This window comes from Acidobacteriota bacterium (assembly GCA_040752675.1).
In the GTDB taxonomy this organism is placed as follows: Bacteria; Acidobacteriota; Polarisedimenticolia; order JBFMGF01; family JBFMGF01; genus JBFMGF01.
On record JBFMGF010000117.1, the window covers coordinates 14,168 to 29,389 of the forward strand.

Here is a 15,222-nt window from a genome sequence, read left to right on the forward strand (position 1 = left end):
ACTAAGTCAAAAAGAAAGAATGCTGATCCCGAGGCAGAAAATCGCCGAACTGGATCCGAAGGTGAGAAGCCGCAACTTCGAAGAGGTCAATTTAGGATTAGACGATGAGTCTGCCGTGATGGAGGCCAATCGATGCATCCAGTGCAAGAAGCCGAAATGCATCGATGGCTGTCCCGTCCTGATCGATATTCCAGCCTTCATAAAGATGATAGCCGAAAGGGATTTCCTCGGCGCCATAAGGAAGATCAAGGAGAAGAACGTCCTTCCGGCGATCTGCGGGAGGGTCTGCCCGCAGGAGGAACAGTGCGAAATGCTCTGTGTCATCGGAAAGAAGGGGAATGCCGTTAACATCGGGAAGCTGGAGAGATTCGCTGCTGACTATGAGAGGAAAATGAATGTAAAGATGGAGTATGATATTCCCCCCTGGACCGGAAAGAGAGTTGCCGTAGTAGGTTCCGGTCCAGCAGGACTGACCTGTGCCAGCCAGCTTGCCAGGAAAGGACACAAGGTGACGATCTATGAGGCGCTGCATAAGCCCGGAGGCGTTCTGATGTACGGGATCCCGGAGTTCAGGCTTCCCCACCAGATCGTAATGGAAGAAATAGCCCAGTTGAATGGCATGGGGGTTGGGCTTTACACCAACTTCATAGTGGGGAAAACGAAAATGGTCGATGAGTTGTTGAACGGTGAGTTCGATGCGGTTTTTCTTGGAACGGGAGCGGGGCTTCCGAGCTTCATGAAGATCCCTGGAGAAAATCTTAAAGGGATCTATTCGGCAAATGAGTTCCTGACGAGGGTGATCCTTATGGAGGCCAGGAAGTTTCCTGAATACGACACTCCGGTTTTCTGTGGAAGGAGAGTGGCGGTCATCGGAGGAGGAAACACCGCCATGGATGCATGCCGTTCTTCGCTGAGGATGGGTGCCGAGAAGGTTTACTGCGTCTACAGAAGATCCAGGGAAGAGATGCCTGCGCGAGACGAGGAGATCGAACATGCCTTTGAGGAAGGAATCGAGTTCATGTTCCTCGTGAATCCGGTGAGGTTCCTGGGGAACGAGGACGGCTGGGTCACCGGCATGGAATGTCTGGGAATGGAACTAGGCGAACCCGATGCTTCTGGAAGACGGAGGCCGGTACCGATCAAAGGCTCTGAATTCATCCTCGAAGTCGATACTGTCATCGAAGCTCTTGGTTTTGGCGTCAATCCCATGGCCATCAGGTCCACTCCTGGGCTCGAGACGAACAAGTGGGGTGTCGTCATCGTAGATGAGATCACAGGAATGACCAGCAGGCCGGGAGTCTTTGCTGGGGGCGATGCCATCACTGGTGGAGCGACCGTCATTCTAGCCATGGGGCAGGGGATGAGAGCTGCCGAAGGGATCGATGCCTACCTTTCAGGACGAGACCTTAAAAAAGAAAAAGAACTTGAAAACGCCTCTAAATCTTCTGATGAATGATTATGAATAATGATTCATATTATCGAGGTAGTCGAGCCCCACTAAGACTTCACGAGGCTTGCTTCCGTCTGCCGGCCCCACAATTCCGTCGTCTTCCATCATGTCTATGATCCTGGCAGCTCTGGCATAGCCGAGCCTCAGTCTCCTCTGAAGGTGGGATATGGAAGCCTGCCCTTCTGTCACGACGAGTCTGACGGCTTCCCTGTACAGGGAATCTCTCTCCATGGCGAAATCCGACCTCTCGGAGGCAGCTTCTTCCGCTTCTTCATATCTCAGTACACTCTCGTTATAGGTTGGTTGTCCCTGCTTTCTCAGAAAATCTGCGATCTTCTTCGATTCCTGCTCCGTGATGAAACCGCCATGCAGACGCATCAGCCGCGTGCTGCTGGGAAGAAGGAAGAGCATGTCTCCCATGCCAAGGAGCTGTTCTGCGCCGTTCTGGTCGATGATCGTCCGGGAATCGACCTTCTGCGAAACCCTGAAGGCGATCCTCGCCGGGAAGTTGGCCTTGATGATCCCGGTGATGACGTCGACGGAGGGACGCTGCGTGGCAAGGATGAGATGAATCCCGACAGCCCTTGCCATCTGAGCCAGCCTCATGATTGATTCCTCCACATCGATGGAGGAGACCATCATCAGATCGGCGAGCTCATCGATGACGATGACGATGAATGGAAGCGGTTTCAATTCTTTTTCCTCGCTGGTCGTCTCATCCTTGATCCTGGCCCATCCCTCCTGCTTCAACTTCTGGTTGAACTGTTCTATGTTTCTGGCGTAAATCAGGGCGAGCTGCTTGTACCTGTTCTCCATCTCTTTGGTGGCCCATTTCAACGCGACGCTCGCCTGCTTTGGGTCGGTGACAACCGGGATGAGAAGGTGTGGAATGTCCTGGTAGGTCCCGAGTTCGAGCATCTTCGTATCGATCAATATGAACTTGACCTCCTCCGGAGTTGCCTTGTACAGGATGCTCGTGATCATGTTGTTCAGGGCGACACTCTTTCCAGTTCCAGTGGCTCCGGCGATCAGCAGATGGGGCATCTTTTCAAGATCTGCGACATAGGTGTCGCCGTCGATCGTCTTGCCGATTGCCAGCGTCAGCTTCGATTTGGCGTTCTGGAATTTCTCGGATGAGAGGAGCTCCCTCGGATAGATGATCTCCTTGACGCGATTTGGAACCTCGATCCCGACCGTAGATTTGCCGGCAATCCTGTCGATCCTGATGGATTCCGCCTTCAGAGCGAGGCATAGGTCGTCAACGAGGCTGGTGATGCGAGCATACTTGATCCCCGCCTCAGGCTTGAATTCAAAGGTTGTGACGACGGGACCGGGATGGATCTGGACGACGCTTCCCGTGACGTCGAACTCCTTAAGCTTGTCGGCGATGACTTTTGCCTTTTCCATCAGTTCCTTTTCGTCAACCTGGCTCGCCGTGGAGGACGAATTCAGAAGCATTAATGGTGGAGACTGGTATTTATCGGAATCGCTGAATCTAAGCGGCTGCTGCTTCAGAGCCGGCCTGACAATGGGTGATTTCTTGGGAACAGATACCTCGGGAAGGACATCTCTCTTCCGCTCATGAAGCAACGTTTCACGCTCTTCTTCCATCTTCTTCACCTGCTTCTTGATCAGGTCTCTTCGCATCTTTGTCTTGCGGCGGTTTTCCCAGAATCGTAAGTAGGCGAGCCGGACTCTCCGGAGAACCGCACTCATCCCTTTCGCAACAAGCGATGCAGCCTTAGACAGGGAGAATTGCGTGGAGATCACGATCCCCAGGATGATGAGGAGCAGCGAGATGAGCGTGGCGCCGATCCAGTTGAGATAGGGAAGAAGCATGAATGCTATCCTCTCCCCGATGTATCCACCGGGCCGGATAGAAACTCCGCGGTAGAGGAACTCTCCAAATAGAAGCGTCAGGAAGGAAGCAAGAAACAGAATCAAAACGATGAATCCTGCCGAAGCGCTGAGATTCCTCCCTGGTTCCTCCTTTCTGATCAGGTTCCATCCTGCGATGAAGAGGGCAAATGGAATGAGCAGGGAAGAGAAGCCCAAGAATTGAAAGAGGGTCTCGGAGATGTTTGCGCCAACTCTTCCGAACCAGTTCGAGGGTCTGAGCCTTGCGGATTGATTGTTCCAGGGAGAGGGATCCGAGGGGTTGTAAGTGAGTAGCATGATAAGTAGAACGATTGCAGCTCCCAGAATGAGAACCCCGGATATCTCTTTCACTCTTTTGTTCATCGATGTGTTCTGCTATGGCTCAAATTAAGGCGATGATAATGGCAAAAGCGCCGGCGGCGAGGCAGTAGAACGAGAAAATGTGGAACTTCTTCACGATGATTATACTCCTCAAGAAGAACAACGAGATGTAACCTACGATGCCTGCCAGCAGCATTCCTGAAAGATAATTCATCATCGTTCCATTAGAAAAATCGATCTTGATCATTTGCAGGAGGGTGGCTCCCAGTATGGCAGGCATGGAGATGAGAAATGAGAACCGGAAAGCTTCCTCACGCTTCCATCCGAGGATGAGCGCCGTCGCGATAGTCAAGCCTGATCGGGATAACCCCGGGATGACTGCCAGCCCCTGGACAGTCCCGACGATCAGGGCGTCTCTCACCCTGACTTCCCACAGACCGCGTGATGGATTTGAGAATTTCGTCAGAAACAGGGAAAGAGCCGTGATCCCGAGCATGATCCCAACGAGGATTACGCTATGGAGCATCTCTTCGAAAAGAGGCTCGATCAACAGGCCAATGATACCCGTGGGAATGAGCGAAACAACAATCAGAATGAGAATTCTTCTCTCGTACCCTGAGAATATAGAACCCTCAATCCTTGCCTTATAGAAGAAACCTCTGCCGAGGTCAAACAGTTCTCTGCGGAAGTATATAGCCGTGGCCATGAGGGTTCCAAAGTGCAGAAGTATGTCGAGAGTTGCATTTTCCGTAACCTTGTTGCTCCATCTCTCGAAAAGGGTCTGCATTATAGCAAGGTGCCCTGAAGAGCTGATCGGAAGGAATTCCGTAAGCCCCTGGATGATGGACAGTATGATGATTTCCAGAAGAGTCATGATTCTAAATCTCGATAACGACGGGGATGATCATGGGTCGTTTCTGCATCTTCTTCTTGATGTGCTTCTTCAGCTCCCTGTAAATCTTCGTTTTGATGACGTGCTTGTCCTTCCTCTCCTCAGGATTGGAATCGGCGACGGTCTTCAGGATGATCTCCCTTGCCTCATCGAGGAACTCTTCATCCTCCTCCATCTTGACGAAACCCCTCAGGATGATCTCGGGTTCTGCCTCGATCTCCCCTGTATGCTTGTTCATTGCGATAACGGGAAGGACCACCCCGTCTTCTGAAATATGTTTCCTGTCCTTTACGACGACCTCTTCCACTTCCTCGAATTCACGGTCGATGTAGACCATTCCAACCGGGACTTTTCCTGACTTATGGGCTTTTCCGTCCTTGAACTCTACGACATCTCCGCTTTCACAGACGAGGATCCTCTCCCGAGGGATCCCCATGCTTCTTGCGAGGGAAGCGTGTGACATGAGCTGCCTGTGCTCACCGTGAATCGGGATAAAATACTTCGGCCTAACGAGCTGGAGCATTATTTTTAACTCTTCCTGACAGGGATGACCGGAGACGTGAGCGCCGGGGGTCGTTTCCAGGATGACTTCGGCTCCCTTCTTGTAGATGTGGTTCAGCAGTCCTGAGATGCTTCTTTCATTCCCGGGGATGATCTTGGCAGAAATGATTACGAGATCTCCTTTCTCGATATGGATATCGCGGTGGTCGTCCAGTGCAACTCTCGAGAGAGCAGACATCGGCTCTCCCTGACTGCCCGATATAATCACCATACTCCTCGCGGGGTTGAGGGACATGACCTTCCTGTCCTCGCAGAAGAGGCCGTGTGGGATGTTGAGATAGCCGAGCCGGAGAGCTACGTCAGTGGTAGAGACCATGCTCCTTCCGACCAAGCAGACCTTTCTTCCGGTGCGCTCTGCAATGTCGATTGCCTGCTGGACTCTATGGACGTGACTGGCAAACGTGGTGAAGAAGACTCTCCTTTTTGCGTTCATGATCACAGGCTCCAGCGTCTTCCTGACCACCTTCTCGGAGAGGGATATCCCAGGTATCTCCGCATTGGTGCTGTCCGAGAGGAGGGCGAGAACGGAGTTGGAGCCATACCGGCTGAGAGTCGCTAGATCCGTGGTGATTCCGTCGATCGGCGTCTGGTCCAGCTTGAAATCACCCGTATGTATGATGACCCCTTCGGGCGTGAAGATGGCTACAGAACAGGAATCGGGAATGCTGTGCGTCGTGCGGATGAATTCGATCCGGAATGGCCCAAGCTCTATCTCATCACCGGATTTTACCATGTGAAAATGGACCTTCTTGGCAAGACCGTGCTCTTCCAGCTTATCTTTGAGAAGCCCGAGCGTGAATCGCGTCCCGTAAACGGGAGCCTTCACGATTGAGGAAAGGAATGGCGCTGCTCCGATATGGTCTTCATGGCCATGGGTAAAGATGATCCCTTTGACCTTATCGGCGTTCTGCTCGATGAAGGAGAGATCGGGAACGACGATATCAATTCCGAGCAGCTCTTCTCTCGGGAACATTAGCCCGCAATCGACGACGATCATGCTCTCCTTGAACTGAAAAACGGCGATGTTCATGCCGAACTCTCCCAGTCCCCCGAGAGGTATGAATTTCAACGCCTCGATGATTTTCATTCGTTTGCTCCGGCTTCAGATTATAGCAAAATGCCACCTGCTTTCATACTGACGGATCTGGAGATTCTTACGAAATCCTCAGGATCCAGCGTCTCTGCTCTCGATTCAGGATCGAGGCAGCAGCCTTCCAGGATGATGGTGACTTTTCTATCGTCCACTTTCAGGAAAGAGGAAAGATTATTCCTTATCGTCTTTCTCCTCTTTGAGAAGAGGGCTGATACGATCTGCCTGACTTTTTCCTCTTCTTCATCCTCGAATCCGGGGCGGTCGAGGAATTTTCCATGGATAACTGTGGAGTGGACTTTCGGAGGAGGGGAAAAGGAACGGGGTGAGAGCTCCATCACTCTCCTGATCGTAGATGTCAAAGAGAAGAGGACAGAGAGGGGAGAATAATTTCTGGATTTGGGCCGGGAGAGGACTCTGTCCGCTACTTCTTTTTGGAGCATCAGAAGGAAGTCCCTGATCCAGAGCCTCTCTGATATGATTTTCATCAGGACAGGCTTGGAAATGCTGTAAGGAAGATTGCCGATTATCCGCAAAACATTTTTCTCGGATCCGGGAGGAGCACAGAAATCCTTGAAATCATGTTGAAGGATGTCGGCGTTTATGATGCTGATTTCAGGATTGTCATTGAACATTTCCTCAAGGAAACGGCTCAGGGAAGGGTCCTTTTCCACGGCATAGAGCCTTGCTCCGCTTTCAGCGAGGAATTTCGTGAGCGCTCCTCTCCCGGGACCTATCTCCAGAGCGATTTCACCCTCCTTCAGATGGAACTCGCTCGCTATCCTGTGTGCTGCTCTGGAATTGACGAGGAAGTTCTGCCCGAAGCGCTTCGTCTTTCCGGTGCTCATGCCGTTATCCCGCAATCAGGCTTTAACGACGTTGAAGATGTCGAGTATGAGGGCGATCTTTCCGTCTTCAAGGACAGAGGCGCCCGAATATTCTCTTAGCTGATCCAGGGGGGATCCGAGAGATCGGACGACGATGCTCTTCCGCTGGATGATCTGGTCCACGGCTAGACCAAGCGTCTTTTCATGTGATTTGAAGATCAGGAGATGTTTTCGGCGGGAGAACGGCTTTTCGTCGGTCGGCTTGCCGAAGACGAAAGAAAGGTCGAAAACATGGATGATGGAACCATCCTTTCCGACCAGGGCCTTATCCGAATCGTAGATGACGTCGGATGGGACGATCTCGATCGTCTTCTCGACTTTCGTCACAGGTATGGCAAAGAGGTACTCCCCATCGCGAGCGATGAAGGCGTTGATGACAACGACAGTCAGGGGGAGTGTGAACTCTATGGAAGTCCCCCCACCGGCTCGCGGACCTATCTTTATCTTTCCACCGAGATTCTCTATCTTTGTTCGAACGGCGTCGAGGCCCACCCCTCTGCCTGAGACGGCCGTGACCTTTTTTACAGTCGAGAATCCCGGTATCGTGATGAGCATGTAGGAACTGGCATCGTTTATGGAATCGTAAGCCTCCTTCGTGATGAAGTTCTCCTGGAGCGCAAGTCTTTTCACCTTTTCAATGTCAATTCCTGCACCATCATCCTCGATTGTTATTATAATGGAGTCACTCTGCCTTTTCAGGGAGATGATGATTGAACCTGTCTCGCTCTTCCCGAGCCGTTTTCTGGTCGGAGGATCCTCGATCCCATGATCGATGCAGTTTCTTATGAGGTGGTTAATCGGGTCGGATATTTCCTCAAGTATTGAGCGGTCAAGCTCTGTCTCGCTGCCGAAGATCTTCAGGGCGATCTTCTTGTTAAGCTTCTTGCTGAGCTCCCTGACCGATTTTTCGAATCTTCGGGAGATGTAAGAGAAGGGAAGCATCCGTATTTTCATCACTTCGGCATAGAGATCCTTGATGGTCTTGTCCACCTTCTCCAGTTCATGCTGGGCCACGAGGAGGCCTGTCTTTTCAATCAATTTGGACAGCCGTTCATGCTGGATCATGAGCTCCACAAGGTCATCGAGGAAACGATCCAGATGTTCCGTTTTCACCCTCACACTGGAGGGAAGAACAGTCTCATCGGCAGCTTCCCCGGTAGCCTCCAAGGTCGTCAGAACAGGAGCAACCTTGAATTGCTCTACTTCGGCTATGGAGTGTATGACCTTCTCCAGGGATGCTCTATCCAGCGGCGTCCGGACCCTTGCCAGGAGTTTTCCTTCGAAGGAACCTTTCTTCAATTCTTCAAGTTCGGGAACCATCTGAAGGACCTCTCCCTCTTCCGTGAGTTTTTTGTAGGCAAGGATTGCGCGCGCAGAGAGGAGGGGTGCATCCTTTGAGAAATAAATCTCAATGTCATAGGTGGCGCCTGAGAAGGTTTTTGCAGGAGCTTTTTCGGATGGCGTCTTCCTGGTCTCTTTAATCTCCCTCTTCTGTATTACTTCATTCAGATGAAGGACGTGAGTAATGGCGGGTTCCGGAGGTTTCTTCGTCTTTTCGATGGAGTCCAGCATGGAGTATATCTTTTCCGTCGAGTCCATGAGGAGATCGATGAGTTCAGTGCTCAGACTCATCTCCCTGTTCCTGATGAGGTTGAATATCTCCTCCATGAGCTCGGCCATCTCCACGATTGCTCCGAAACCCATCGAAACGGACATTCCTTTCAAGGAGTGGGCATGGCGGAAGAGCTCGTGGATGACAGGAGCGGCATCCCCCTCGCCCGGGAACTTGACGAGACTGCTCTCCATGTTAGAGAGATGCTCCCTAGCCTCTGAGAGATACAGGTCAATGTATTTTGAAGTATCGAGACCGCTATCCTTCATTTTCCATCCTGGAAGATTCCCTCAAGGATGTTCAGGACTTTCTCTCTGTTGACAGGCTTGACGATAAAATCCCTTGCGCCGTGGATGATGGATTCGATGACGAGCGATTCCTGTCCAAGGACGCTGCACATGACGACCTTTGCGGATGGATCGATCTCGAAGATCTTTTTCATCGCCTCTATTCCATCCATATCGGGCATTACTATATCCATTGTGACAACATCCGGTCTTAGCGTCGTGAACTTCTCGATGGCTTCTCTACCAGTAGCCGCCTCTCCAGCGACGGAGAAGCCATTTGAATTCTGAATGATCTCTCTCAACATCGTCCTCATGAAAAGAGTATCATCTACGATAAGGACATTTTTCTTCATCGCTTACTCCGGGTCTGACCTGTGGATCTTAAAGGATTCAAGAACCTTTGTCTCACAGTATTTGATTATTCTATCGGAATCAAGCAATATGACGGACTCAGTCCCCAGTCTGGCAGGGGTTCCTGGCATTGTCCTTTTGCAGTCATCCTTTCCTTTTTCTTCTTCAAGCGGAATGGGTTCGCCATCCAGAATGTCGAATTCTGAGTAAACCGTGAGTGCCAGATGACTGCGCGGCGGAGCGAGGATGACGGCATAGAATGGGATTGTCCCGGTGGGGTCCCTCTTAAAAATGGTCGCAAGTTCAATAAGTGTGAGGATCCTTCCTCCTGCTTCGGAGATCCCCTTGATCTCCGGAGGAGCCTTAGGGACCTTCTGATATTCTTTTATAGAAGTGATTTCGTGGATAGCGCTGAGGTTGATGCAGCATCCCTGATCGCCGATTGAAAATTTTAAAAAGGAGGATGCAGACATATTACCCGATCCTGAAGATTGAAATGAGGTCTTTCAGTTGATCCGATGTTCTGATCAGCTTGCTCGCAGAATTGGACAGCTCCTTCATGGAGACATGCTGCTCGTCGACTGCCCGGGATGCTTCCCTTGCTCCTCTGGCATTGCTCTCGGCAATCCTTGCAATCTCATCGATTGCTTTCACAAGGGATTCAGACCCTTTTACCTGCTTTTCGGCGGCAATTGTTATCTCCTGCATTTTTCCCGACGTGGAGTGAACGGCCTGGATGATGTCATCCAGTGAACGCCCTGCGGATAAGACTACGTTTCTTCCATCGATCGCTGCCTTTACCGTTGCATCCATGACATTCATCACGGCGGCTGATTCGCTGTTGATCTCCTGGACTATTTTCGAGATCTGCTCTGCGAATCTCCGGACGTTCTCTGCAAGTTTTCTGATCTCCTCGGCCACAACGCTGAAGCCTTTTCCTTCCTCCCCAGCTTTTGCAGCCTCTATCGTAGCGTTCAGGGCAAGGAGGTGCGTCTGCTGTGAAATCGAGGTGATGAATTCGACTATCTTGTTGATCTCGAGAGCCCTCGTCCGGAAGCCTTCGACAATCTGGAAAGCCCTCTCGATGCTCTTGCTGGCGTCATTGATCTTATCGATGGCAAGACGGGCATAATCTCCTCCCTGCCTTGCATTCTCTGCGGCACGGGAGGCGTAAGAGAATGTGAGCCTTGCCTTTTCGGATATCTCTTCCGTGGAGAGGGCCATGTCCCTGATGATCTCCGACGTCCTCTTCACCATCTCTGCCTGGGAAATAGTGCCGCTGGCGATTGTTTCGGATGTCTCTGAGATCTCTTCAGCGGTGGCGTTCATCTCGTCGGCGGCGGTGGAAAGAGTCCTGGCCATGTCGTAGATTTCGCCGGAGGTCGACTGAACCTCCTGTATGACGTTCAGGAGGCTGTTCAGCATCTTGTTGAAGGAGGTTGCCAGTTCCCCGATCTCATCCTCGCTCTTTATGTTCGCCTTGACTGTCAGATCTCCCTCGCTTAAGACCGAGGCCGTTTTGGTCAGTTCCTTCAGGTTTTTGGTCAGGTAGGATGAGAGAAATATGGCGGCGAACCCTCCAATGGCGATAGCGGACATGGCAACGATGATGTCATGCCTGAGGGAAGGTTTTATCGTCATGGTGACGAGAACATTGGTGATATAGATAGCCGTGACGACGAGGATGAAACTTAAACCAAGTTTGAGTTTCATTCAATCTCCTTTGATGTCGGAGTGGGGCTCGATGATGTAACGACGATTCAGTACTCCGGAAGAAATTGAAGCTTCAAAGCCTTCAAAACGAAATTTATGATACATCATGTGAACAATATTAGTCAATTCCCTGCGCCTTTTCTTGGCAACCAAACCTGATCCATACATTCCGCTGTTTTCGAAGAGTGTTACTCGGGAACATATTCTTGCTTTTTTGAGGAGGTTTGAATTTTGACGCAAGTAGATTTTTCATTTAAAATTTATAAAATTTCATTTTGCATCGATATTTTGGACGATATAAGGAAATTCAGGAGGTTTTGATGGAATACGATATCACCGTCATCAGCAAGAAAGTGGAACAGGAATATCTCTTTGTCGAGAAGATCCTCTCGGAGGTGAGAAAGGTCATCGTCGGCCAGAAGTATCTCCTGGAGCGAGTCCTCGTCGGTATTCTGGCCAACGGCCACATCCTTCTAGAGGGTGTTCCCGGTCTGGCAAAGACCCTGTCCGCAAAGACATTCTCGGACTGCATCGACACGAAATTCAAGAGGATCCAGTTCACACCGGACCTTCTGCCAGCGGATCTGATCGGAACGCTTGTCTACAATCAGAAAGATGGGAGTTTCGCTCCTAGGAAGGGTCCCATCTTTACGAACATCCTCCTGGCGGATGAGATCAACAGGGCTCCGGCGAAGGTTCAATCGGCACTTCTGGAAGCCATGCAGGAGAGACAGGTGACGATAGGAAACACCACCTATCCGCTGGAAGAGCCGTTCATGGTTCTGGCCACGCAAAACCCGATCGAGCAGGAGGGAACTTACCCGCTTCCGGAAGCACAGGTCGACCGGTTTATGCTCAAGCTGAAGATCGATTATCCGGCCAAAGAGGAGGAGAAGGAAATCCTCGAGAGAATGACGGTGGGGACGATCCCGAAGGCAGGAAAGGTCATCAACCCTTCGGATATCATGAAAGCAAGGAAAGTAATCAGCGAGATTTACTGTGATGAGAAGATCAAGAACTACATCATCGACATTGTCTTTGCCACTAGAAGGCCCCGTGATTACAAGCTTGATATCGAAGAACTGGTCGATTATGGAGCATCACCTCGCGCTTCCATCTACCTCACGGCTGCTGCCAAGGCTTATGCCTTCATCAGGGGAAGGGGATACGTAACCCCTGAAGATGTCAAGGCTATAGGGATGGATGTCCTGAGGCATAGGATCATCCTGAGCTACGAGGCGGAAGCCGAGGCCCTAACCCCGGATGAGATTGTACAGAGAGTCTTTGATGCTATAGACGTTCCGTAGGGAGATGCAACTTGATTCCAAGAGAGGTGCTGCAGAAAGTTCGAAGGATCGAGATCAGGACGCGCAAGCTCGTCAACGAGTCACTCGCAGGGGAATACCATTCAGTCTTCAAGGGAAGGGGGATGGAGTTCTCTGAGGTCAGGGAATATGCGCCAGGAGACGACATAAGAATCATCGACTGGAACGTCACATCACGATTCGGTTACCCCTTCGTGAAGAGGTTTGTCGAGGAGAGGGAACTGACAGTCATGCTGATGGTAGATATGAGTGGCTCCGCGGAGTTCGGGACGGCGAAACATCTGAAGAGCGAAATAGCCATCGAGATCTGCGCGCTTCTTGCCTTCTCCGCCATCAGGAACAACGACAGAGTTGGGCTTCTTCTCTTTACAGACAGCATAGAGCGGTTCATCCCTCCGAAGAAGGGACGGCAACATGTGCTGCGCGTCATCCGGGAGCTTCTGTACTTCAAGCCGGAAGGAAAAGGGACGGATATCCCATGCGCTCTGGAGTACATGAACAGCGTCATCAAGAAGAGATCAATAGCCTTTCTCATTTCCGATTTCATCTCGCCGGATTTTCAGAAGGTCCTGAAGGTTGTTAACCGTAAACATGACGTCATCGCCATCTTTGTCTCCGATCCCCGGGAGGAAGCGATTCCTGACATCGGGCTTGCAAGGTTCGAGGATGCGGAGACTGGAGTTTTCTTCCTGTTCGATACATCCCGAAGAGAGGCAAGGGAAGCTTTTTCCAGAGCCGCAGTAAAGAGGAAGGAAGAAGTCCGTTCTCTTTTCCGGTCTACAGGAGTTGATCTCCTCGAAGTGAGGACGGATCAGCCATACGATAAGACGCTGATAGGGTTTTTCAGAGAAAGAGCGAGGAGGTTTCGATAGGTGAAGAGATTCCTGATGATTGTTTTATCCTCCCTTCTTGTTTCATCTCTATCTCCTGTCATGACGAGTGCCTCGCCAGGGAAGGTCAGAGCCAGTCTGGAGCTTGAAAAGAAGGAGGCGACTGTAGGCGAGAAGGTAACTTCCAGATTGGTTTTAGAAGGTCCGGAAGGAATCCTCTTTGAAATCCAGAACCTGAAGGCTTCGCTGATACCCTTTTCCGTGGCAGACCTTCAGGAGAAAGCTGAGGAGAGGGTCGATGGGCGTATTCGTAAATCGGTCGTCTTTTCTATCGCCGCTTTTGAGACGGGAAGCCTGGAGGTTCCGGCAGTGGAGATTGCCTATTCCATCAAAGGCACAAAGGGATCGGTAAAGACAGAAAAGACAAGCCTGAATATCAAGAGCGTCCTAAAGAGCGGTCAGGAAGAGATGGCGGATATAAAGGGGCCGTCAAGAATTCCTCCAGATTACTCGACTCTTCTCCTGATATTGCTTTTGCTCGCAGCTTCAGCCATAGCAGCTGCGCTCGTTTATTTATTAATCCGGCAATTCAAGAGAAGGAGGAAGATCGCTCCGCTTGAGGACATTTTTTCGAGAATGCCGCCCCATGAATGGGCATATTCGGAGCTGGACAAGCTCCTCTCAGAAAGACTTCTGGAAAAAGGTCTGGTGAAAGATTTTTATGCAGCGCTCTCCGCTATCCTGAAGAAGTACCTTGAGGGAAGATACAGGATCAATGCCATGGAGCGGACGACGGAAGAGGTTACGGGGGCGATGTTCCTGGCAAAGATAGAGCGGGAGGTAAGAGGGGCTGCCGAATCAATTCTGAGAAGGTCCGACCTGGTCAAATTCGCGCGGCATCGTCCAGAGCATGATGAAAGCAAGGCGATAATTCAGGAGGTATATAGCTTCATCGATCGGACGAAACCTCGCTACGAAGAGGTTGATGAAGAGAAGATCGCAGCCGGAGGAGGTGGAACGTGAGTTTCCGTTTTGTCAACCCGTTCTTCTTGCTCCTCCTCGCAGTGATTCCGCTTCTAATCTGGCGATACTATAAGATGAGGCAACGTTTGGATGGAAGCATAAGATTTTCTGCGGCCTCTCTCTTGAAGAGCATAAATCCCTCCTTTCTGGCTAAATACAGCTATATTCCGTTCTTGATGAGGATGGTGACGCTCGTCCTTCTCATCATCGCTTTTGCCAGGCCGCAAGCCGGAATGAGGGAAGAAGATATCCTGACCGAGGGAATTGAAATCTTCATTGTTCTCGATAACTCCGGCAGCATGAGAGCAGAGGATTTCAAGCCAGAGAACAGGCTGGGAGCAGCCAGAGAAAAGGTGCGGAAGTTCATTGAGGGGAGGAAGAACGACCGGATCGGCCTTGTCATCTTTGCCGCCAAGAGCTACACGCGTTGCCCGCTCACGCTCGATTACATCGTTCTGAAAGATTTCCTCTCGAAGGTCGATTTCACCCCCAGGGAAGATGATGGTACTGCCATCGGGATGGGGATAGCCACGGCAGTCAAGAGGCTGAAGGAATCCAGGGCAAAGAGCAAAGTCATAATCCTGCTGACTGATGGGAGGAACAACAGGGGGCAGATTACTCCGCAGACGGCAGCGGAATTGGCCAGGAATTCAAAGATTAGGATTTACACCATCGGGGTCGGGACGAAGGGTGAGGCTCCGTATCCGGTGGATGATCCTATCCTTGGAAGAAGATATGTCATGCTTCCGGAGGAGATTCAGGAGAATGTCCTCATGGAGATCGCCGACAAGACGGGCGGGATGTACTTCCGGGCCACGGATCGAGATGCCCTTGGTGAGATTTTCTCCAGGATCGATTCCATGGAAAAAACGAGGATCGAGATGAAGGCCCATGTGAGCTATCGGGAACTCTTCTCCCATCTCTTTCTGCCTGCATGTTTGCTCTTTCTATCGGAGATGGTCCTCGTGGCATGGAAATTCAGCGGAGCTCCATAGAGGTTGT

At 51.0% G+C, this 15,222-nt stretch carries 13 protein-coding genes; 5 read left to right on the forward strand and 8 right to left on the reverse strand.

What is annotated here, in order from left to right:
- The first annotated feature begins 19 nt into the window (after positions 1-19).
- On the forward strand, positions 20-1,456 hold the full coding sequence (gene gltA, locus AB1756_10445; protein ID MEW5807746.1) for an NADPH-dependent glutamate synthase: 1,437 nt from the start codon (positions 20-22) through the stop codon (positions 1,454-1,456).
- On the opposite strand, the gene AB1756_10450 is transcribed toward gltA, so the two are convergent.
- Genes AB1756_10450 through AB1756_10485 form a run of 8 tightly spaced genes read right to left on the reverse strand, consistent with a single transcriptional unit; the run spans position 1,457 to position 11,042 of the window.
- Positions 1,457-3,691: a DNA translocase FtsK 4TM domain-containing protein gene (locus AB1756_10450; GenBank protein ID MEW5807747.1), complete on the reverse strand. Its 2,235-nt coding sequence runs from the start codon at positions 3,689-3,691 to the stop codon at positions 1,457-1,459.
- Positions 3,692-3,710: 19 nt separating this feature from the next.
- Positions 3,711-4,523: an undecaprenyl-diphosphate phosphatase gene (locus AB1756_10455; GenBank protein MEW5807748.1), complete on the reverse strand. Its 813-nt coding sequence runs from the start codon at positions 4,521-4,523 to the stop codon at positions 3,711-3,713.
- Between the two features lie 4 nt (positions 4,524-4,527).
- Entirely contained in the window at positions 4,528-6,189 is a 1,662-nt protein-coding gene (locus AB1756_10460; protein ID MEW5807749.1) for a ribonuclease J, read from the reverse strand.
- A 20-nt stretch (positions 6,190-6,209) separates the two neighbouring features.
- Positions 6,210-7,040: a 16S rRNA (adenine(1518)-N(6)/adenine(1519)-N(6))-dimethyltransferase RsmA gene (gene rsmA / locus AB1756_10465; GenBank protein MEW5807750.1), complete on the reverse strand. Its 831-nt coding sequence runs from the start codon at positions 7,038-7,040 to the stop codon at positions 6,210-6,212.
- A gap of 15 nt (positions 7,041-7,055) precedes the next feature.
- Positions 7,056-8,960 (reverse strand): chemotaxis protein CheA, encoded by a 1,905-nt coding sequence (locus AB1756_10470; GenBank protein ID MEW5807751.1) that lies wholly within the window; start codon positions 8,958-8,960, stop codon positions 7,056-7,058.
- Positions 8,957-9,331, reverse strand: coding sequence for a response regulator (locus AB1756_10475; protein ID MEW5807752.1), 375 nt, complete (start codon positions 9,329-9,331; stop codon positions 8,957-8,959). The genes AB1756_10470 and AB1756_10475 overlap by 4 nt, the downstream gene beginning before the upstream one ends.
- Positions 9,332-9,334: 3 nt before the next feature.
- Positions 9,335-9,802 carry a chemotaxis protein CheW gene (locus tag AB1756_10480; protein ID MEW5807753.1) on the reverse strand — a complete coding sequence of 156 codons (468 nt, stop codon included), beginning with the start codon at positions 9,800-9,802 and terminating at the stop codon, positions 9,335-9,337.
- A 1-nt stretch (position 9,803) separates the two neighbouring features.
- Positions 9,804-11,042 carry a methyl-accepting chemotaxis protein gene (locus AB1756_10485; GenBank protein MEW5807754.1) on the reverse strand — a complete coding sequence of 413 codons (1,239 nt, stop codon included), beginning with the start codon at positions 11,040-11,042 and terminating at the stop codon, positions 9,804-9,806.
- A gap of 320 nt (positions 11,043-11,362) precedes the next feature.
- Between AB1756_10485 and AB1756_10490 the strand changes: the two genes are divergently transcribed.
- The 4 genes from AB1756_10490 to AB1756_10505 are packed head-to-tail and all read left to right on the forward strand — an operon-like array spanning position 11,363 to position 15,215.
- Positions 11,363-12,349: an AAA family ATPase gene (locus AB1756_10490; GenBank protein ID MEW5807755.1), complete on the forward strand. Its 987-nt coding sequence runs from the start codon at positions 11,363-11,365 to the stop codon at positions 12,347-12,349.
- Between the two features lie 11 nt (positions 12,350-12,360).
- Positions 12,361-13,239, forward strand: coding sequence for a DUF58 domain-containing protein (locus AB1756_10495; protein ID MEW5807756.1), 879 nt, complete (start codon positions 12,361-12,363; stop codon positions 13,237-13,239).
- Positions 13,240-14,220, forward strand: coding sequence for a hypothetical protein (locus AB1756_10500; protein MEW5807757.1), 981 nt, complete (start codon positions 13,240-13,242; stop codon positions 14,218-14,220).
- Complete coding sequence (locus tag AB1756_10505) at positions 14,217-15,215, forward strand: VWA domain-containing protein (GenBank protein MEW5807758.1); 999 nt, start codon at positions 14,217-14,219, stop codon at positions 15,213-15,215. Before AB1756_10500 ends, AB1756_10505 begins: the two co-directional genes overlap by 4 nt.
- The last annotated feature ends 7 nt before the right edge of the window (positions 15,216-15,222 follow it).

Bases quoted from the DNA above. Each gene is read 5' to 3' on its own strand.
- gltA (MEW5807746.1), top strand. From the start codon at position 20: ATGCTGATCCCGAGGCAGAAAATCGCCGAACTGGATCCGAAGGTGAGA.
- AB1756_10450 (MEW5807747.1), bottom strand. From the start codon at position 3,691: ATGAACAAAAGAGTGAAAGAGATATCCGGGGTTCTCATTCTGGGAGCT.
- AB1756_10455 (MEW5807748.1), bottom strand. From the start codon at position 4,523: ATGACTCTTCTGGAAATCATCATACTGTCCATCATCCAGGGGCTTACG.
- AB1756_10460 (MEW5807749.1), bottom strand. From the start codon at position 6,189: ATGAAAATCATCGAGGCGTTGAAATTCATACCTCTCGGGGGACTGGGA.
- rsmA (MEW5807750.1), bottom strand. From the start codon at position 7,040: ATGAGCACCGGAAAGACGAAGCGCTTCGGGCAGAACTTCCTCGTCAAT.
- AB1756_10470 (MEW5807751.1), bottom strand. From the start codon at position 8,960: ATGAAGGATAGCGGTCTCGATACTTCAAAATACATTGACCTGTATCTC.
- AB1756_10475 (MEW5807752.1), bottom strand. From the start codon at position 9,331: ATGAAGAAAAATGTCCTTATCGTAGATGATACTCTTTTCATGAGGACG.
- AB1756_10480 (MEW5807753.1), bottom strand. From the start codon at position 9,802: ATGTCTGCATCCTCCTTTTTAAAATTTTCAATCGGCGATCAGGGATGC.
- AB1756_10485 (MEW5807754.1), bottom strand. From the start codon at position 11,042: ATGAAACTCAAACTTGGTTTAAGTTTCATCCTCGTCGTCACGGCTATC.
- AB1756_10490 (MEW5807755.1), top strand. From the start codon at position 11,363: ATGGAATACGATATCACCGTCATCAGCAAGAAAGTGGAACAGGAATAT.